An 18,533-nucleotide genomic window follows, 5' to 3' on the forward strand; every position below is an offset into this window, starting at 1 on the left:
GACGGGCCGAAGGCCCGCACGAACGAGTACATTTGTACCGCCCATGGCTGACTACGACCCCCAGCCAGGTCGGGTATCGGTACCGCAGCCCGATCTGACTGCCGCACAACGCGAAGCGGACGACCTCGACCTGTATGCCGCACTGAGCGGGGTCGCCAGTCTGGTGGCCAGCGGTCAAGGGGTGATGGCCCTACTCGACGACGTTGCGGAGTTGGCCCTTCGGGCGATTCCCGGCGTCGACGGTGTCGGGGTGACGGTCGTAGATACTTCCGCGGACGCACCGTCGATCAAGGCGCGGGCCGTCACCGCTCAATTCGTTGCGGACCTCGACAAGTTGCAAGACAACGAGGGTCCGTTCCTCACCTGCATGCAGACGAGGCGGCCCACCGTCAGCGGTTCGCTGGGTAGTGACGGCCGGTGGCCACACTTCGCTGGAGGCGTCGCCAGGATGGGCGTGCATTCCGCGCTTGCGCTGCCAATGCTCGTGGGCGATCAGCTCGTCGGTGCCATCGCCGCGTACGCACACCGCCGCGATGCATTCGACGACCATGCCGTCGACCTGGGCTCGAGGTTCGCCGGGCCCGCAGCGGCGTCGGTGTACAACGCGCAACTGCTCGGCCGGGCACAGGAGCGGACCAAACAGCTGCAGGATGCGCTCGGCACCCGCGCGGTGATCGATCAGGCGATCGGAATCATCCGCGCCCGCTCCGGCATCGGCGCGCAGGAGGCGTTCGACAGGCTGATTCGGATGAGCCAAGCGGAGAACGTGAAACTACACATCGTCGCCGAGCGCCTGGTCGACGAGGCGGTGCGGCGCGCAAGGGCGCGCCGACGCGGCTGAGTTACCTTTCCGTCGAGGCGAATTCACCGATCGCGGCGGTCAGCACCGGACGTGCGTGGCGATCGCTCATCAGACGCCGGGCGACCTCGGTGAGATGCTCATTGTTGGCGCGCGCATACGCTCGAAGCAGGGCGAAGGCCTCTTCAACCGAGACGTCGAGGGTTTCCCGCAGCAGCCCCTTCGCCTGCTCGACGATGACACGGCTGGCCAGCGCCGAGCGCAACTGCGGCATCACGGTCACCGACGTGGGGGGGTGCTCCTGCAGGATCGCCACACAGGCGATGTGTGCGAGCGTCTGGGCCACGAGACGGTCCGCCGGGTCGAGTTCGCCCGGATGGGCACCGAACAAGCCGAGCGCGCCGAGGACGATGCCTGCCGCACGCATCGGGACGGCGTGCACGGAGGCGAAGCCGGCATCGAGCGCGGCGGGCACGAACCGGGGCCACCGGTCCGCCGCAGCCGCCAGGTCGGCCACCGAAACCATCTGTCCACCGGCGTAGCACTCGATGCAGGGTCCCTCGTCGGCCTGCAACTGAAAGAGCTCCAGCTCGCGAGCCTGCTCGGAGGTGGCCGCGATCAGTCGCAGTTGGTCCAGGGGATCGGCAAGCAGGAAACCTGCGGCCGCGACGCCGAGCAGCCGGGCACAGTGCTCGGTGAGTTCGGTCATCAGATCGACGATGTCGAAATCGTCGAGGAGAGAGTCGACGAGGGAAACGACCGCGTCGAGAACGCGGGTCTCGCGGGGGGGTTCGGTCATTTCACACTCCGTCCCTGGTGCCCATCAGTCTGCCTCGAGCCTGAGCCTGCGATCGAGGATGTCGCGTGCGACGTCGGTGGCGCTGCGGCCGGTCGCGTAGGCGTGGGCACGCAGGCGGACAAGCGCCTCGGCCGGCTCTAGGTCGAGTTGCGCGACGAGCATGCCGGTGGCCTGGCTGACCTCGACGCGGGACAGGGCGTGTAGTTCGGCCCAGGCATTGCTGTCGGGATCGGCCACGGCGGCCTGCAGGTCGCCGTCGAGGAGGTCGAGCAGCGGAACACCGGCAAGCTCCGCGGCCACGATGGCACCGGACAACTGCTCGCCCTCCAGGGGGCCGGGCGCGGCGCGAAAGAGGTCGAGAGCGCCGACGTACTCACCTGCGACGACAACGGGCATCGCGAAAACGCCGCGGACCCGCAGGTCCAACATCGCGGGCCCGTACACGGGCCAGCGCCCTTCCTTGGGGTCGGCGAGATCGACGATCAGGACGGGTGCGCGTCGGACGACCGAGTCCAGACACGGACCTTCACCGAGGAGAAACTGCAGTTCGTCGCAGGTGCGCGCGTGTTCACCGCTGGAGCCGAGGGTTCCACTGCTGGCGCCGTCGAACACCAGAGAGATCGCCGCCGCGTCGATGTCGAAGAGCACCACACACGCTTCGCAGAGTCGGTCGGCGGCATCTGTCCCCTGCCGTCCGTCGACAGCGGCGAAAAGTTGCTCTGCAATCGCCACGTCTACCCGAACGCAAGTGGGGCATCAACGCTGCCCGCCGGACGCGGATCGAAGCTCACTCCCTCAGCCTCCTCCTCCGGGCAGGACGCGGCGCCGTTGGGGGTTGGGTACGTCAGCGTCACTCGATCAGGCAGTGCGAGTGTGTGAATGGTGCGCAACACCTGAAGATACTGGCGCACAAGCGAACCGGTGGTGTAGGGCACGTCGTACTTGTCACACAGTTCGCGGACGCGGCCCGCGATCTGTGGATAGCGGTTACTGGGCAGGCTGGGGAACAGATGATGCTCGATCTGGTAGCACAGGTTCCCGCTGGCGAAGGCCAGCAGCGGACCGGCCTTGAAGTTCGCGGCACCCAGCATCTGGCGCAGATACCAATGGGCCCGGGTTTCGTCCTCGAGCACGTCGGCGGTGAATGTCAGGGCGCCGTCGGGGAAGTGACCGCAGAAGATCACCACGTACGCCCAGACATTCCGCAACAGATTGGCCGTGGCGTTGGCCGTCAGAGTTCTGCGCCAGCGCGATCGGCTGATCGCGGGGATCAGCACGTAATCCTTGAGCGATTGCCGGGCGATCTTTCGAATGAACGCACCCTTCGCCCTGGCGAACTCTCCGTCGCCCGAGACCAGTCGATCACGCGCCGAATGAATTCCGTGTAGGCCGATACCCCATTCGAAGACACAGGCCAGCAACAGATTACGGAGCGGCTGCAGCAGATTCACCGGCTCCCACGGCTCGTCGCGCGTCATGCGTATCACACCGAAACCGAGATCGTCGTCCACACCGACGATGTTGCTGAACACGTGGTGGCGGTAGTTGTGCGAATAGCGCCATTGTGACGAGACGCCGACCATGTCCCACTCCCACGTGCTCGAGTGGATCTCCGGATCGTTCATCCAGTCCCACTGGCCGTGACCGACGTTGTGGCCGATTTCCATGTTCTCGACGCTTTTCGCTAAGGCCAACAACGTCGTTCCGAGCAGCCAGCCACCCTTCGACTGGGTGCACGCGATGATCACGCGGGAGACGACGTCCAGCGATCTCTGGAATTTGATGGTGCGCCGGATGTAGGCCGCGTCGCGTTCGCCGAGGGACTCCTCGATGTCGCTGCGGATGGCATCGAGCTCATCACCCAGAGCTTCGACATCCGCGTCGCTGAGATGGGCGTACGCGGCGACATCGGCAATCGCCATTGAAAGTCCTGTGGAGCCGGCGGGTGAATCAGGGCAAGGGCTCCTGAACGAACCCGAAAGAATGCGGACGAGCGGTCGAGATCTGAGAATACGACGGTTGCGCGTCGGCGTACTTGTCAGTCTACCCCGGCCGCGCGCCGGGTGATCTCGCGGCCCGAGGGGTAGGGTCGGGTGATCGGGACCATCCAGGCCCCACTATCGAGGGGCCATCGGTGTCTGATAAATCTCCGCGGCAATCCATGACCAAGAAGTCGGGCAAATCGCTGAAAGAAAAGCGCGCCGACAAGCACGCCAAGTCCGCAGCCAAGGCCTCCGCAGCCGAGGCGCTCTTCCATGACAAGAAGCGATAGGGCTCAACAGCTTTCGCTTGGAGTTCTGGCTCGCTCGCGCAAGCCGAACGAGTTCAGGTTGCCGATCCACCCAGCACATTTCGCAAGGATCGATCACCGGATCCGCGAGCGCATCTTTCTCGAGCACGGCTACGGTTCGGACTTCGGCGCCAGGGACGCTGACCTGGCCGAACTCGTCGGCGGAATAGCCGACCGCGAGCATCTGATCGCCACGTGCGACGTCATTCTGTTGCCGAAAGTTCAGGCGGAGGATCTGGCCGCATTCAAGGCGGGGCAGATCGTGTGGGGCTGGCCGCACTGCGTCCAGGACCCCGCCATGACGCAACTCGCCATCGACAATCGGTTGACACTGGTCGCCTTCGAGGCGATGAACCATTGGCAGTCCGACGGCGGGTTCGGGCTGCACGTCTTTCACAAGAACAACGAGTTGGCTGGCTACTGCTCCGTCCTGCACGCAATGCAATCCGTAGGGATCACTGGCATTTACGGGCGCAAGTTGCGCGCTGCCGTCATCGGATTCGGTGCGACGGCCCGCGGCGCCGTCACCGCGTTGAACTCGCACGGTGTCGACGACGTGCGCGTGCTCACCAACCGGGACGTGGCGGCCGTCGGGTCGCCGATCCACTCCACCCAGATCATCCAGATGGGGCCCGATCCGGACGCGCCTGAGCGGATATGGGCAGACACCCCCGACGGGGTCGTCCCAGTGGCCGATCTACTCGCGGACAACGACATCGTCGTCAACTGTGTCCTTCAGGATCCGGACGCGCCCCTCGTCTTCGTCACCGGGAACGACTTGGCCACCTTCACTGCCGGCAGTCTCATCGTCGACGTGTCCTGCGACGTGGGCATGGGCTTCAGTTGGGCGCGTCCGACGTCATTCACCCAGCCCATCATCGAGGTGGCGAACGGCATCCACTATTACGCGGTCGACCACAGCCCGTCCTATCTCTGGAATTCGGCCACGTGGGAGATCAGCGAGGCCCTGTTACCCCACCTGGACGCGCTGCTGGCGGGTCCGCAGGCATGGGACGACACTCCGACGATCGCCAGGGCCATCGAGATCCGCGACGGTGTCGTCCTCAATCCCGGGATTCTGTCGTTTCAGCGCCGCGACCAAACCTATCCGCACGCGGTTCAGCCATGACTCGCTGCGCGAGTTCCGTATAGGCGGCGGCGACCACCGGCCATCCGACCTCCGGCGCCCGCCGTCTGACCTCGGCTGCCATCGAGCCGGCAAGTCGCGGCTGCGTGATGATCTGTCGGAGCGCGCCCGCGAGCGCGACGGGGTCATCGTGCTCGACGACCATGCCCGCCCCGCTGGCCAGCAACTCGATGGCGTGCGAAAACGCCGTGGCCACAATAGGTCTGCCATTGGCCAACGCGTCGACGAGCACACCGGAGCTCACTTGCGCCGTGGAGTCGTTGGGCACCACCACCACGGAGGCCTGCTGGATCAGTGCGGCCAACGATGAATTGTCGTAGTAGCGGGGGTCGAACGACACCGAATCGGCCACGCCCAGACGCCGCGCCTGTTCGACTCGCGCATCGCGATACGCCTCGGCTTCGGCCACCGGAATCGCGGGATCCATCGGCCCGGCAACCAGGTAGCGGGGTCGGCCGGGGATGTCGCCGAGGGTCGGCATCACGTCGATGACCCTTTCGATGCCCTTGCCTGGACGCAGTAGGCCCCACGTCAGGATGGTGGGCCGACTCGGGCGTTTCACCCGAGGGACGGTCGGCAACGTGGCACCGTGCGGGATCGTGGCGATCTTGCGCCGGTCCATGGCGTAGGTGAGGTAGAGGCGCTGACGCGCCGCCTCGGACATCACGACCACGCGGTCCGCAATGGCCGCGATCGCTTCGAGGCTCGAACATTGTTGTGCCGTAGGTTGTTCCGGAATGCTGTGGACGACTACTATCGACGGGACACCCAGTCCGTCGACGATTTCGACCACGTCGTCGGTCGTGCCGACTTCATGTTGCACGATCGCGACGTCCACCTGGCTGCGTCCCGCGGCCATGGACCCGTCCGGTGTGTCTGCCACCCAGCTGACAGCCGACTTACCCAAAGCCGAAGCCAGACCGGCGGTGAACCTCGCAAGCCCACACGGTGGACACGTACCGGTACCAACGATGGCGAACCTTACCGGACGCGAAATCTTTTGCGGCACACCACAGGAAATGCTCGAGTCGTAGATCGGCACCGCATTCACAGGATGGTCCGGGTGACGGACGCACTCGTCGCGCAACTCCGAATCGTTGCGATTTGTGTGCGTTCGAGAGCGCTCACCGCTCCTAAATGCACACAAATCACCAGAAACGGCCCGCTTTCCGCGCTTTCTGATCGCCGGTGACATCGGTCCACGCTGCCGGCTCGTAGTGATACGGCCGTTTGGCGCCCACGCGGATGATGTCGAGCGCACCGTCGTGGTGCGTGACGTAGACGTCGCCGTTGCGCATGTACTCGTCGGAGCCGCCGTCTGAGCGGGTCACGATCACCGTCATGGTCGAGCCTCCCGGGACCGCATGGAGCACATCAGGTGCCCACCCGCGCGGTCGACGCCAGGAGATCGGCAACGGTCGAATCATTGCCCGGACCCGCAGCGGCCATCAGCGCGGTGTGCGCCTCCTCGGGATCGGTGTTCGGTGGAACCACAAGTAAGGCAATTCTGTTGCCGCTCAAGCCGAGAACTTCGAGGGTGTGCACCGGCTGATACTGAAATCCGCCGAGCCGCACCGTTCGGCCGCCGATGGTCACCTTCCGGGGCGGCGTGTCCCATTCATTCGCGTTGTACACCACGCGGCCAATCGGGCCCAGCCGTACCGACAGCACTGCCAGCAGGTCCGGTAGCTGAGTCGTGAGGTCGTCGCTGTGCGGCCACCATGCGCCGTCGACATACCCGCTCATGCAGGCCTTGGGTTTCAAGCGCAGTCGCGGCGTCTGATCGGGCGTGGTGCGAGGCGCATCGGTGGTGGAAGGTTGATTTCGCGTCATTCGACGCTCCCGTCTTGACCGTGAGCCGGCCAGATCCTACGAATCGACGACGACACAACCTTGAACGGTCATATGACGAAGTACCGCCGATACCCCCACCCTACGCGAGCGATTTGTGCGCATTCGAGAGCGCTCACCGCTCCTCAACGCACACAAATCACCAGAGAACGGCGATCGCGGCGGCCGCGAACGACAACACACCCACGGCGACAAAGAGCCCACGCGCGACGGCCTCGCCCGTCTTCTTCTGTCGCGCGCTTCCCATGCCGAGCAGGCCGCCGATCACGATGAGGATGACGAGCTTGACGCCGATCTTCGGGTAGTTCAGTTCGATACCCACCGGCCACGGCGCGGCGAGCGCCAGTCCGGTAAGCAGCGACAGCAGGATGCCGTAGTCCATGATGCGGGTGAAGCGGAACCGTTTGGCGGCCGCTTCGGCGGCCCACGCCCCGAACGTGACGGCGAAACCGACGATGTGCAGCAGTACAACTACGTGACGTAGTAGTTCCATGGATCGAGGGTACGACAGAAAACGTCGGGACAACCAGAGGCTGCCCCGACGTTGGCAAGATCCATCGCCAAGTTGTCGCTTGACCAGCGACTCACGCCGCTGTGAATTTGCTGTGAGCCAGGCTCACACCGTCGGGATCAGGGCACCCAGGCGAGAATGTCGCGAATCCCGTCGTTGTAGACGACGCTGTTCGGATCGACACCGACGACATCGAAGTAGAGCTTGCCGCTCGATGTACCGTTCGGCGGTACGGCGTTGCCCTGAATGGCCGTCGGGATGAACACGTTGGTGATCGCCTGGTACCCCTGGCCGTTCTCCGCGCGGGCGTTGAAACGCGGCAGCACCGGATTAGCCCAGTTTCCAAAGGCATTCACCGTCAGCGTCGCTTCCCACAGTCGTCCGGCAACCGGGTAAGGGATCGAATCGGTGCTCGGCTGAAGATCGGTCACTACGTAGCCGATCAGTGGGCCGCCGGACGCGACGTCGTTGATCGTCTGCTCCACGCCGAACTGTTGGATGCTGTCGGTGGCCGTCGCGATCCCAGCCGTCCCGAGCGCGAGGCCGGCCGCGACCGCGGTCGCGCCGGCAAGTTTTGCTAGTCCCTTGATGCTCAATGCAGTTCCCTCCCACGGCGAATTCGACTATTCAACAGTTACCGCATCAGCCCTGGTCAGAAAGCGAAATGTTAAAAATCGCCACGAGTCCATGCCCGCAATGCGCATAGGGTTGCCCTGTGTATGTCGACGCGATGATCACGCCGCAACCGTTGCAGTCGATCGGGGACCTCGCCCGTCGCACACAAGAGGCGGGGTTCGCCGGACTGCTGTTCACCGAGACCGGCCGCACCGCCTATCTCAACGTCGCCGTGGCGTCACAAGCCGCACCGGGTCTCGACCTGTCGACCGGTGTCGCCGTGGCGTTTCCGCGCAGCCCGTTCGTGACGGCGGCGTCGGCGTGGGAACTGCAGGAGGCGACGGGCGGCCGGTTCCGACTCGGCCTCGGCACGCAGGTGCGCACACACGTAGTGCGGCGCTACAGCGCAGATTTCGAGCATCCCGGTCCGCGGCTGCGCGACTACGTGCTCGCGGTCAAGGCGTGCTTTGCGGCGTTCCGCACCGGGAAACTCGATCACCACGGTGAGTTCTACAACCTCGACTTCATCAGTCCGCAGTGGAGCGCGGGCCCGATCGACGCGCCGGATCCGAAGGTCGACATCGCGGCAGTGAATCCGTGGATGCTGCGCATGGCGGGCGAAGTGGCCGACGGAGTGCACGTGCATCCGCTCGGCGAGCCGGGCTACATCTCGCGGCATGTGGTGCCGAAAATGGCTGAGGGGGCGGCGAAGTCGGGCCGCTCGGCGTCGGACATCGCGGTGATCGTGCCGGTGATGACGATCGTCGGCGACACCGACGAGGAGCGCGATCGCGAACGCGAGCTCGTCCGCGCCAGCATGAGCTTCTACGGCAGCACGCCCAACTACGCGTTCATCTGGGACGAGGCCGGATTCGAGGGGACGACGGCCCGCATCCGCGAGAAGCAGAAGGCCGGCGACTTCAAGGGCATGGCGGCGCAGATCAGCGACGAGCACATCGCGACGTTCGCGACCGAGTCGACGTGGGACGGCCTGGCCGATGCGCTGGTGGCGAAGTACGAGGGCGTCGCGTCGCGCGTTGTGCTGTACAACGCGCTGGCCGATCCCGAGCGCATCGAGCGCTACGGCGCGGTGGCGCGCCGCATTTCGACTGCTTGAGCGCTCGATAACAAGGTGGTCACTGCCCCGCGCGGGAGCATGGATCGCGCCGGCGGCGCTGTTACTTTCGCGGGCGTGGCAGGTGGAGTCGCAGATCGGGGACGTCGCGTCGGGGTGTTGATGGCCGTCGTGGTGATGATGGCGTTGACGTTGGTTACCGCACCTCAGGCGTCGGCGTATTCACGCGAAGGCCTGCCCGTCGAGATGCTGAGCGTGCCGTCGCCGTCGATGGGCCGCGACATCAAGGTGCAGTTCCAGGGCGGCGGCCCGCATGCGGTGTATCTGCTCGACGGGCTTCGCGCGCAGGACGACTTCAACGGCTGGGACATCAACACCGCGGCGTTCGAGTGGTTCTACGAATCCGGGGTGTCGGTGGTGATGCCCGTCGGCGGGCAGTCGAGCTTCTACAGCGACTGGTACGCCCCGGCGAAAGGCTTCAACGGGACGCTGACCTACAAGTGGGAGACGTTCCTGACCAACGAGCTGCCCGCTTGGCTGATGGCGAACCGGCAGCAGGATCCGCGTGGTAATGCCGTTGTGGGACTGTCGATGTCGGGTGGCGCCGCGTTGACGTTGGCCGCGTGGCATCCGCAGCAGTTCTTCTTCGCCGCATCGCTGTCGGGCTACCTGAACCCGTCAAAGGGGATGTGGCCGACGCTGATCGGGTTCGCGATGATGGACGCCGGCGGCTACCGCGCGGTCGACATGTGGGGGCCGCCGAACAATCCGGCGTGGCAGCGCAATGACCCGATGCTCAACATCAATCGACTGGTGGCCAACCGCACGGCGCTGTGGATTTACTGCGGCAACGGGGTGCTGTCCGATCTCGATGGCGGCGACGGCGGTTTCGGGCAGCAGTTCAGCGCGGGGTACCTCGAGAACATCACGCTGGCTACCAACAAGGAGTTCCAGGAGAAGTATCTGGCCGCGGGCGGGCGCAACGCGGTGTTCCACTTCCCGCCGAACGGCACACACAGCTGGGGGTACTGGGGCGCTCAGCTACAGCAGATGAAGCCGGACATCCTGCGCATCCTGAACCCTCCGCCGCCGCCACCGCCGCCGGCTCCCCCCGCCCCGGGAGCAGTGCCCGCGCCTGCGCCCGTAGCGCCGGCTGTACCTCAGGCGGCGGCACCTCGGGTGGCGGCACCCGCAGTGCCGGTCGCGCCTCGCGCTGCGGTGCCGGCAGCGCCGGCTACGGGCGCGACGCCCGGGCTGAACCTGGTCCCGATGGGTTAATTACTACCGTTCGCAATTGCTAGCCCGCCTTTGCGTAGTAGCTGGTCAGCAGCGGTTCCAACCGCATCGTGAAAAGTTGTTCGCCCTATTGACTGCCGCGGTAATTGGGCGTATGTCTAATACTGTTAGGCGCATGTTGAATAACTGAACCCACCTCGTGTCCGTCCGGGCGCGAGCAGCATTGCTCGGCCGTCGCGCCTACGGCCCTGCGCGGACGACAGGGGTCTGTCATGGTCGATGTTGATTACTGCGTGGTGGGTGCCGGATTCGGCGGGCTCACCGCGGCATTGCGGTTGAAGCAGGCGGGTCACTCGGTGGCGCTGCTGGAGGCGCGGGACCGGGTCGGCGGCCGCACGTGGACCGAAACCCGCGACGACGGGTTGTGGATCGACCGCGGCGGCGCGTGGATCGGGCCGGGCCAGGACGCGATCTACGGGCTGATGAAAGAGTTCGGGATTCCGAGCTACAAACAGCCCACCGAGGGCGACGCGATGATGTTCGTCGACGGCAAGAAGTATCGCTACAAGGGCACGATCCCGTTGTCGATGAGCCCGTGGGCGGTGGCCAACATCGGCACGGTCTTCCTCGAGCTGACGCAGATGTGCAAGCAGATCGATCCGCAGGCGCCGTGGGATGCACCGAAGGCCAAGAAGTGGGATCAGACCACCTGGGCGGGGTGGTTGGACCGCAATACGCTGTCGAAGCCGGCGCGTGAGTTGCTCGAACACTCGGTCGCCGGGCTGTATACCTCTGCGGCATCAGAGGTTTCGCTGCTGTTCGTGCTGTATCAGATGGCATCGGCCGGCGGGCCGAGCTTCGTGCTCGGTGTCAAGGACGCCGCCGAGGATGAGCGAGTGGTCGGCGGCATGGGCGCGATTCATCGGGCGATCTCCGATGAGCTCGGCGACGCGATTCATCTGTCGCAGCCGGTGCGCAGCATTGCGCAGGATGCCGACGGCGTCACGGTGCGCTCCGACGACATGGTGGTGCGGGCACGACGCGCGATCGTGGCGGTGCCGGTTTCCATTGTCAGCCAGATCAATTTCGAACCGATGCTGCCGATGGATCGGTCGTTCCTGCAGCAGCGGATGCCGTCGGGTGCGGTGTACAAGATCGCGTTGGTTTACGACGAGCCGTGGTGGCGTGCCGATGGTCTGTCGGGTCAGTCGTTCGGGGCGGGGTCGATGGCCAGCCTGACGATCGATGCCAGCACCGACAAGGAATCGCCGGCGGTGCTGTGCGTCATCACCGAGGGGCCGGAAGCGCGGAAGATGACGAAGCTCAGCGAGGAAGAGCGCAAACAAGGGGTCATCGACGCTGTCGTCGCGAGGTTCGGTGAGAAGGCACGGACGCTGACGGACTACGTCGAGCAGAACTGGACCATTGAACGGTATTCGGGCGGCGGGATGATCGCCCACGCGCCGCCGGGAGTGCTCACCGAGTTCGGACCTGCGTTGCGCGAGCCGTGCGGCCGAATCCATTGGGCGGGAACGGAAAGCTCGGCGGTGATGTACGGGTTCATCGACGGAGCGGTCCGCTCAGGTGAGCGTGCTGCCGCCGAGGTGATGGAGCGTGAGGCGATGACGGTCGCCTGAGTTCGGGAACGATATATAGAGGTGCCAACCTCCGAGCGACAGTGTCGCTCGTAGGTTGGATGTCACCCGAGCGCGGAAGCGATACCCGTGTGTCCGAAGGCGTCGCCCTTCCACAGCAGCGGTTCGCGGCTGTCGAGCGCCAGCGCGTAGGTGAGGCAATCGCCGAAGTTCAGTCGGGCGGGGTGACCGCTGCCCTTGCCGAAGTCGGCGTAGGCCTGACGAGCCAGACGGGCGTGGCGCTCGCGCGTCGGCATGGCCCGAGTGTCCGTCGGCCATGTGACAGGGAGACCCGTGCCCAATCACGTGCTGTGACATCTCCGAGAGCGGATAAGTTGGGGGGCGATGGCTGCCGACCACCTGTCCGTCGAACGCGAGATCGTCCTCACCGACGAGTTCCGCCACGCGTTGGCGCTGCTTGGGGACGGCAAGCACATGTTCCTCACCGGTAAGGCCGGCACCGGCAAGTCGACCCTGATCCGCACCTTCATGGCCAACACCGACCGCAACGTGGTGGTCGTAGCGCCGACGGGGATCGCCGCCCTCAACGTCAACGGCTACACCATTCACCGGCTGTTCGGGTTCCGCACCACAACCACCGTCGACGACGTCAACGGTGGCGACTACCGACCGGGCCGATTCACCAAGACACTGTTGTCGCTGCAGACGTTGATCATCGACGAGGCGTCCATGGTCCGCGCCGACATGTTCGACATGGTCGCCGGCGCACTGGAGCGGTTCGGCCCCGAGCCGGGGTCGCCTTTCGGCGGCGTGCAGATCGTGTTGGTCGGCGACCTCTACCAACTGCCACCGGTGATCCGTGACGGCGAGGAGGCCTACTTCTCGACGGTATACCCGACGCCGTACTTCTTCTCGGCCCGCAAGTTCACCCGGGATGACTTCCCCACCGTGTCCCTGACCACCGTGTTCCGGCAGTTGGGCGATGACCGAATGACGGCAATACTCAACGAGATTCGCGAAGGCGTGCTGCTCGGCCACGCCCAGGAGCAACTCAACGCCCGCGCGAATCGGGACTTCATCCCGCCGGACGACGAGTTCTGGTTGACGCTGGCGCCGACCAATCGACTGGTGACGGCCCGCAACCGTCAACAGCTCGAACGCCTCCCCGGCGACGAGTTCCTGCACCGGGCACAGGAATCGGGCGACCTGTCCCTTTTCGACAAACCGGTCGAGGACGAACTGCGGTTCAAGGTCGGCGCCCAGGTGATGATGCTCAACAACGATCAGGGCGACCGGTGGGTCAACGGCTCGATCGGACGCGTCATCGGCGTGGACTACGACCGTTACGGCGCCGTCGTCGAAGTCGAATTCGCCGACGGCTCATGCGCCGACGTCTCCCCCTTCACGTGGGAGGCCACGCGGCCGGTGGTCGAGGGTGGTTCGTTGCGGCACGAGGTGATCGGCACGTTCACCCAGCTGCCGTTCAAGCTGGCGTGGGCGATCACGATCCACAAGAGCCAGGGCCAGACGCTCGACCGGCTGGTCGTCGACCTCACCGGTGGCATGTTCTCGACGGGTCAGCTCTATGTGGCGCTGAGCAGGTGCACCTACTTGGCCGGTCTGGTACTGAAACGCCCTGTCCTGCCGAAGGATCTGAAGACGGACCGCCGCATCGCGCGGTTTCTGCGCGACTCGGTCGGCGACGCTGGGTCACGCCGCTATTGCGCGATCGGCATCCTGACCGTCGGCGACGAGGGCCGAATGTCGCGCCCGCGTCCGGTCGAGTTGGCAGTCGCGTTCGATGACGGCACCGGGCTGTCGACGCTGATCAACCCGCAGCGCGACCTCGCGGATGCGCGGAATGCCTATGGGATCAGCGTGTCTGACGTTCTGCTGGCGCCGACGCTGCGTGAAGCGTGGGCAGTGATCGCACCGATGCTGGCCGGCTGCACACCGGTGGGTGTCGGCGTCGACGAGACACTGGGGCTGATCGATTTCGAGCTCAAGCGGCTGGGCCACGTGACGGCGATGCCGCTCGGTGTCGAGCTCGGACGGGTGCCGGTGACGGGGCGTACGGCACTGGAACGCGCAGAGTCGGCTCTGCAGGCGCACTCCTCGGTCGACACCCAGGGTGGCTCGTCGGCGTTCGACGAGCCTGAACCGGCGGAATCGGTTTCCGGTCTCCTCGTCAGCCGCGACCACTCCGTTTGCACGCCGTCGGCCCATCATCTGCCGGCGTTGTCGGCGTTACTCCGCGTGAGCCGCGACGTCGGGGCGGTGCTGCTGGGAGGGCTGTCCCCCGCCGAGATCGACACGCGTGATGAGACGACGTGGCACGCCGCGGCTCGACAGTCCGTGGCGGACCAACTCCGGGCGGCGGCGTCACGAGCCCTGTTGCCCGACGAGGTGGTGGCACGTCTGCACGACGCTTCAGTGCTGCTCGGTGTCGATGTAGTGACCGGGGCAGTCACGGTCGCACGCCACGACATCAGTACCGCGCTGGTCCCAGGTGCTCGAATTTGCTTCACGGGAACTGCTTTGGACGCCGCGGGGCGGGTGATCGAGCGTGACGAGATGGAGCGGTTGGCCGCATCGGCCGGTCTGACGCCGGTGCGGTCCGTGACGAAGACGCGCTGCGAGGTGTTGGTCACCGCTGAAGCCGGCACGCAGTCGGGAAAGGCGCGAAAGGCGCAGGAATACGGCAAAGCGGTGTTCACTGCCGAGGAGTTCTTCGCGTGGTTGGGACGATGAGCAGTCTGTTTCGATTGTTTCAATTGTCGGCGTAGGGTGGAGGTATGACCGCTGCTGTCATCCCTCTCGCCGATCAGGTGGTCGCTCGCGCACAGAAGGACTCGCGATTCGCCAGGGTCCTCGACGCGTTGCTCACCGCGCCGACCGCGCCGCAGGGCACCCTGGAGAAGACGGCGGCGCGCCGGCTCAGCGACCTGCGCCGCGCCGCGCTGGTCGAGGACTTCGTCGCCGGGTCGATCCGGACGTCGGAGGTGCAGAAGCTGCTGAAGCTGCGCACGCCGCAGGCGGTGCACCGGCTGCGCAGCCGAGGCAAGCTGATCGGCAGTGCGGTCGGCAATCAGACGTGGTTTCCCGCTTGGCAATTCGACGGCGGCCGACTGCGCGAAGACCTGCCGCGGATCCTCGAGCTGCTGGGCCGCTTCACGTCGGACCCGCTGGCGGCGGACCGGATCATTCGGCTCAAACACGAGGAGCTCGGCAACACGTCGATCGCCGAGGCCCTGCGCAAACCCAAGACCGCCGAGATCGCGTGGCGGATGCTGACCTCGCTCGGTGCCTGAGCTCCCCGCGGGCTATCTGAGCCCGTTCCCCGAGCGGAGGCCCGTCGGCCTGCGCCGACGATCAATTCCGGCCGGCAGCGAGATGTGGCGGGTGGATGCGACGCCGCCGGCCAAGTGGGACTGGGCCGGCTTTCCCGACCCGCGCTATCGCTTCGATCCGGAGTCGGGCGCGTTCCGTACCCGCTACGCCGGAGCGACGCTCGTCGGCGCGTTCAGGGAGCGGTACCGGTCGACGGGCCTAGTCATCCCGGCTGATCATCGAACGCATCATCTGGTCCGACTGGTGGCGTCGCGCAATCTGCGGGTGCTCGACCTGCGCACCGAGAAGAACCTCGACGTGCTGCAGGTCGACGATCAGATCAGCACGGGCCAGCACCCGGACATCTGGGCCACCTGCCATCGGCTGGCTGACGCGGTCAGGCGTTGGTGGGGCGATATCGACGCGATCGTCTATCGGTCACGCACGACGCCGGAGTCGTCGCTGAACTACGCGTTCTTCGGGGTCGACGGATTCGCCGTCGAAAGTTGGCGTCTCGGCAAGCGCAGCGACGTGCTGACCGAACTCGTCCTGCACCAAGGCTTTACGGTCAACTGGGACCTTGGCTAGTCACTCGTCCGAGTAATCGAAACTCAGCCACCGCTTCGGCCGCATCCGGATGACGATCGACGTCTGCCCCAGGTTCGCATCGGTGAACTGGTTGCCCGCCTCCTCGCCGAGGTAGCGGATCGCGACCCGGCGCACCTCGGCATCCGTCGCCGGGCCGATCTCGGTCACGTCGCCCTCCGCGGTGACATACCGATACGGCGGCGCCTCGTCCTGCGCGGTGATCGAGAACCGGCCGGCATCGCGAATCAGCCGATGCTTGAGGGTCCCCGACTCCGTCCACAACAGCACCTCCCCGCCCGGCTCGTAGCCGTACCAGATCGGGACGCTCAACGGGGCGCGATCCGGTCGCTCGACCGCGATCACCCCGACGTGAACATCGGACAGGAACTTTTCGCGCTCTTCGGTGGTCATCTTGCCCATGCAGGAGGCAACCATGCCCCGCCAGATCGCATTCCCCCCGTCAGTGCAGCGAGACGAGGTCGTGCACGGAGTCATGCGGCAGGTCGCCGTCGACGACCGCCCTCACCTCCATGTGCGTCAGCGTGATCGCACCCTTGTGATTGTCGAGAAACGCGGTGTCGGCCGCGTCGCGTCCTGTCGCGATCCGGACCATGGACTGCCGCGGCGCCAAACACGTCGCATCGACCACGCGCCACACCCCGTCGACGAAAGCCTCGGCGACCGCGTGGAAGTCCATCGGCTCACACCCAGGCGCGTAGACCGCGACCAGACGCGCGGGCACGTTCACGGCGCGCAGCAACGCGACCACCAGGTGTGCGTAGTCGCGGCACACGCCCTCACCGGCGAGCACAGTGTCGGCCGCCCCGTCGATCGGATCGCTCGATCCCGGCACGTAACTCAGCCGGGTCCCCACCCACGACGACACCTTCTCCAGCAGCTTCTCCGATTCAACGTACTGCTCGAATTCCGTTGCTGCGAAACCGAAGAACTTGTCAGCTTCGGCGTAGCGACTGGGGCGCAGATACGTGATCAGATCGATGTCCCGCACCGGCGCAGGGTCGGCCTGCCCGAGAACAGACGCCTCATAGGACGCGGTGACAGTGCCCTCAGGCGCCGCGAAGCGATGAATCCGCGTGCCGTGTTCGCCGATGATCTCGTCCGGGGTGATGCGCTTGCCGTTGCAGGTGAACGTGAGCGACTCCGTCACCTGCGCTCCCGGATGATCCGCGACGGCGATCTGAAACTCGAGCATGGTCGGCGACGTGACCTCCACCTCGAGCTCCGCTCCGACGTCTCGCTTCAGCCCTGTGGTCGGCATGTCGTCCACCGTCTTCGATCGTCGCCAAAGAGCCATCGCACACCGCTTCCGTAGATAGTCAGAATGATCACCGACGGCAGTCTGCTGAACCGTGCACGCGTATCGGCGTCAACCCTAGCGGTGTCAACGAGATTCGGCAGCTCGGTGCGATCACCCGACACCGCGACCGGTCTGCTGCTGCAATTCGTCGATGATCTCCGATGCCTGCGCCTTGGTCAGGTCGTCCGGCACCTCTCGGCCGGCCTCCTGCGCAAGGGTGTTGAGGTAACTGCGTTGCGGCCCGGTCATCGGCTCGTCGCCGGTCACCCAGTCGTCACGGTCCTTCTCTGCGTTCTCGGCAGGTGCATTGCTCATGCGGCCGGGATAACCATCGCACGCACGTTCGAAACATTCGCGCTACACGAAGCTGGCGGACTCCTTCTCGACGCGCCGCCATGCAGCGATGAGCACCGCGGTGACGACACCGATCACCAGCCACATCAACGCCTGGTTCAGCATCGTGTACATCCGGAAGTCGGCCAGCACCGCGGCCGGGAAGCCGTCGAGCAGCAGCCCGTCAGGCCCGGCGATCGGCAAGGGGACCTCGTCGAAGCCCGGCAACACCATCATCACGCCCAGCATCACCACCGCATAACCGCCGACCGCAAGCGCAACAGCCCGCCATAAACCCCACGAGCGAGCCAACGCCAAGCCGGCCGCCACCGCGATGCACGCCGCCATCACCGACAGCGCCGTCATCGTCAGGAACGTCGAACTGCGCACCCCCGTGGTCTCATCCAGCCCGACGGTGGGCGGGTTCGCCGGATACTTCAGACCCGGCACGAAAGCGATCGCCACAAACATGCCCAGAGACAGCAACAACGCCAGCCCAGTCGGATCCGGCGCAAATCCCCGTCGCTTCAATATCGTTCGAATCACGTTGTGCGCCACCGCGAACAGTACTCCCATCACGATGCCGAACACGACGATGCCGACCGCGGCGCCGAAATTCTCCTGCACCGCACGCGTGAACAGCTCATGACCGTGCCCATGCTCGCCGGTCAGTTCCGCCTCGACGTGTTCACGCTGCCCTTCGTAGTCCACGGCGACGCCGATCAACGGCTCGATCATCACCCGGCTGAACGCGAAAGCCGCCAGGCCGGCGACCGCACCGGGGACGAGATAGCGGACGGCAGAAGGCATTTCGACGTCTAGTGGCATGGGAACCCCAGCAGGTGACGGGCATCGTGGAGGAACTCGTGGACGTGGGTGTCGTTGCCGAACACCGACACCGCGCCCTGGTCGTAGCCGACGAAGTAGTAGGCGATCAGCGCGAGCATCGTGATCGCGGTCAGTCGGGCCGCGATCACAAGTGCGGGCGCGAATCCCGCCCGCACGTTGATGTGCGGGGCGGCAGCGGCTTTGGTGTTGCTCATGGA

Annotated in this window: 22 protein-coding genes and 1 pseudogene; 9 read left to right on the plus strand and 14 right to left on the minus strand. The window is 65.5% G+C overall.

What is annotated here, in order from left to right; all coding sequences use genetic code 11:
- Window positions 1-43 precede the first annotated feature (43 nt).
- A complete protein-coding gene (locus tag G6N43_RS27340; protein WP_083156999.1) occupies window positions 44-841 on the plus strand; it encodes a GAF and ANTAR domain-containing protein in 798 nt (265 codons plus the stop codon).
- Between the two features lies 1 nt (window position 842).
- Here G6N43_RS27340 and G6N43_RS27345 read toward each other — a convergent pair whose 3' ends face one another.
- The 3 genes from G6N43_RS27345 to G6N43_RS27355 are packed head-to-tail and all read right to left on the minus strand — an operon-like array spanning window position 843 to window position 3,520.
- Window positions 843-1,598, minus strand: coding sequence for a GAF and ANTAR domain-containing protein (locus tag G6N43_RS27345; RefSeq protein ID WP_083157000.1), 756 nt, complete (start codon window positions 1,596-1,598; stop codon window positions 843-845).
- 24 nt (window positions 1,599-1,622) lie between these two features.
- Window positions 1,623-2,330, minus strand: coding sequence for a GAF and ANTAR domain-containing protein (locus tag G6N43_RS27350; RefSeq protein WP_083157001.1), 708 nt, complete (start codon window positions 2,328-2,330; stop codon window positions 1,623-1,625).
- A 2-nt stretch (window positions 2,331-2,332) separates the two neighbouring features.
- On the minus strand, window positions 2,333-3,520 hold the full coding sequence (locus tag G6N43_RS27355) for a fatty acid desaturase family protein (RefSeq protein WP_083157002.1): 1,188 nt from the start codon (window positions 3,518-3,520) through the stop codon (window positions 2,333-2,335).
- 212 nt (window positions 3,521-3,732) lie between these two features.
- Here G6N43_RS27355 and G6N43_RS30465 point away from each other — a divergent pair, with 212 nt between their 5' ends.
- Together G6N43_RS30465 and G6N43_RS27360 are read left to right on the plus strand one after the other, a co-directional pair.
- Window positions 3,733-3,870, plus strand: coding sequence for a hypothetical protein (locus G6N43_RS30465; RefSeq protein ID WP_165761908.1), 138 nt, complete (start codon window positions 3,733-3,735; stop codon window positions 3,868-3,870).
- The gene (locus G6N43_RS27360; protein ID WP_083157003.1) at window positions 3,854-5,017 is read left to right on the plus strand and encodes a N(5)-(carboxyethyl)ornithine synthase; all 1,164 of its coding nucleotides are present in this window, start codon (window positions 3,854-3,856) and stop codon (window positions 5,015-5,017) included. The genes G6N43_RS30465 and G6N43_RS27360 overlap by 17 nt, the downstream gene beginning before the upstream one ends.
- On the opposite strand, the gene G6N43_RS27365 is transcribed toward G6N43_RS27360, so the two are convergent.
- The 5 genes from G6N43_RS27365 to G6N43_RS27385 form a co-directional block, all read right to left on the minus strand.
- A complete protein-coding gene (locus tag G6N43_RS27365; RefSeq protein ID WP_234810285.1) occupies window positions 4,953-5,918 on the minus strand; it encodes a glycosyltransferase in 966 nt (321 codons plus the stop codon). The two genes, G6N43_RS27360 and G6N43_RS27365, sit on opposite strands and share 65 nt — an antisense overlap.
- A gap of 265 nt (window positions 5,919-6,183) precedes the next feature.
- A complete protein-coding gene (locus tag G6N43_RS27370) occupies window positions 6,184-6,378 on the minus strand; it encodes a hypothetical protein (protein ID WP_083157036.1) in 195 nt (64 codons plus the stop codon).
- A gap of 31 nt (window positions 6,379-6,409) precedes the next feature.
- The gene (locus G6N43_RS27375) at window positions 6,410-6,868 is read right to left on the minus strand and encodes a DUF5994 family protein (RefSeq protein WP_083157005.1); all 459 of its coding nucleotides are present in this window, start codon (window positions 6,866-6,868) and stop codon (window positions 6,410-6,412) included.
- Between the two features lie 157 nt (window positions 6,869-7,025).
- Window positions 7,026-7,379, minus strand: a complete 354-nt coding sequence (locus G6N43_RS27380) for a Fe-S protein (RefSeq protein ID WP_083157006.1) — start codon at window positions 7,377-7,379, stop codon at window positions 7,026-7,028.
- Window positions 7,380-7,516: 137 nt separating this feature from the next.
- Window positions 7,517-7,993: a DUF1942 domain-containing protein gene (locus G6N43_RS27385; protein ID WP_083157007.1), complete on the minus strand. Its 477-nt coding sequence runs from the start codon at window positions 7,991-7,993 to the stop codon at window positions 7,517-7,519.
- Window positions 7,994-8,112: 119 nt separating this feature from the next.
- Between G6N43_RS27385 and G6N43_RS27390 the strand changes: the two genes are divergently transcribed.
- The 3 genes from G6N43_RS27390 (at window position 8,113) to G6N43_RS27400 (ending at window position 11,960) form a co-directional block, all read left to right on the plus strand.
- Window positions 8,113-9,129: a TIGR03617 family F420-dependent LLM class oxidoreductase gene (locus tag G6N43_RS27390; RefSeq protein WP_083157008.1), complete on the plus strand. Its 1,017-nt coding sequence runs from the start codon at window positions 8,113-8,115 to the stop codon at window positions 9,127-9,129.
- Between the two features lie 120 nt (window positions 9,130-9,249).
- Window positions 9,250-10,365 (plus strand): esterase family protein, encoded by a 1,116-nt coding sequence (locus G6N43_RS27395; RefSeq protein WP_110810539.1) that lies wholly within the window; start codon window positions 9,250-9,252, stop codon window positions 10,363-10,365.
- 230 nt (window positions 10,366-10,595) lie between these two features.
- On the plus strand, window positions 10,596-11,960 hold the full coding sequence (locus G6N43_RS27400; protein WP_083157010.1) for a flavin monoamine oxidase family protein: 1,365 nt from the start codon (window positions 10,596-10,598) through the stop codon (window positions 11,958-11,960).
- 62 nt (window positions 11,961-12,022) lie between these two features.
- On the opposite strand, the pseudogene G6N43_RS27405 reads toward G6N43_RS27400, so the two are convergent.
- Window positions 12,023-12,211: pseudogene (locus G6N43_RS27405) on the minus strand (type II toxin-antitoxin system VapC family toxin); the annotation flags it as partial.
- Window positions 12,212-12,302: 91 nt separating this feature from the next.
- Here G6N43_RS27405 and G6N43_RS27410 point away from each other — a divergent pair.
- From G6N43_RS27410 to G6N43_RS27420, 3 genes are read left to right on the plus strand one after another with little or no spacing between them, the layout of a single operon-like run.
- Entirely contained in the window at window positions 12,303-14,669 is a 2,367-nt protein-coding gene (locus G6N43_RS27410; RefSeq protein WP_083157011.1) for an AAA family ATPase, read from the plus strand.
- 44 nt (window positions 14,670-14,713) lie between these two features.
- Entirely contained in the window at window positions 14,714-15,229 is a 516-nt protein-coding gene (locus G6N43_RS27415) for a hypothetical protein (protein ID WP_083157012.1), read from the plus strand.
- On the plus strand, window positions 15,222-15,836 hold the full coding sequence (locus tag G6N43_RS27420; protein WP_110810534.1) for an RES family NAD+ phosphorylase: 615 nt from the start codon (window positions 15,222-15,224) through the stop codon (window positions 15,834-15,836). Before G6N43_RS27415 ends, G6N43_RS27420 begins: the two co-directional genes overlap by 8 nt.
- Here the strand turns inward: G6N43_RS27420 and G6N43_RS27425 are convergent, their stop codons facing one another.
- The 5 genes from G6N43_RS27425 to G6N43_RS27445 form a co-directional block, all read right to left on the minus strand.
- Window positions 15,837-16,256, minus strand: coding sequence for a pyridoxamine 5'-phosphate oxidase family protein (locus tag G6N43_RS27425; RefSeq protein ID WP_179967935.1), 420 nt, complete (start codon window positions 16,254-16,256; stop codon window positions 15,837-15,839). It lies immediately after the preceding gene.
- 40 nt (window positions 16,257-16,296) lie between these two features.
- Window positions 16,297-17,115: a transglutaminase-like domain-containing protein gene (locus tag G6N43_RS27430; RefSeq protein ID WP_083157038.1), complete on the minus strand. Its 819-nt coding sequence runs from the start codon at window positions 17,113-17,115 to the stop codon at window positions 16,297-16,299.
- Between the two features lie 150 nt (window positions 17,116-17,265).
- Complete coding sequence (locus G6N43_RS27435; protein WP_083157014.1) at window positions 17,266-17,469, minus strand: DUF3072 domain-containing protein; 204 nt, start codon at window positions 17,467-17,469, stop codon at window positions 17,266-17,268.
- A 42-nt stretch (window positions 17,470-17,511) separates the two neighbouring features.
- Entirely contained in the window at window positions 17,512-18,297 is a 786-nt protein-coding gene (locus G6N43_RS27440; RefSeq protein WP_234810286.1) for a CbtA family protein, read from the minus strand.
- Between the two features lie 8 nt (window positions 18,298-18,305).
- Window positions 18,306-18,530, minus strand: a complete 225-nt coding sequence (locus G6N43_RS27445) for a CbtB domain-containing protein (RefSeq protein ID WP_083157016.1) — start codon at window positions 18,528-18,530, stop codon at window positions 18,306-18,308.
- Between the last annotated feature and the right edge of the window lie 3 nt (window positions 18,531-18,533).

It is taken from the genome of Mycolicibacterium moriokaense (genome assembly GCF_010726085.1).
Classification (GTDB): domain Bacteria; phylum Actinomycetota; class Actinomycetes; order Mycobacteriales; family Mycobacteriaceae; genus Mycobacterium; species Mycobacterium moriokaense.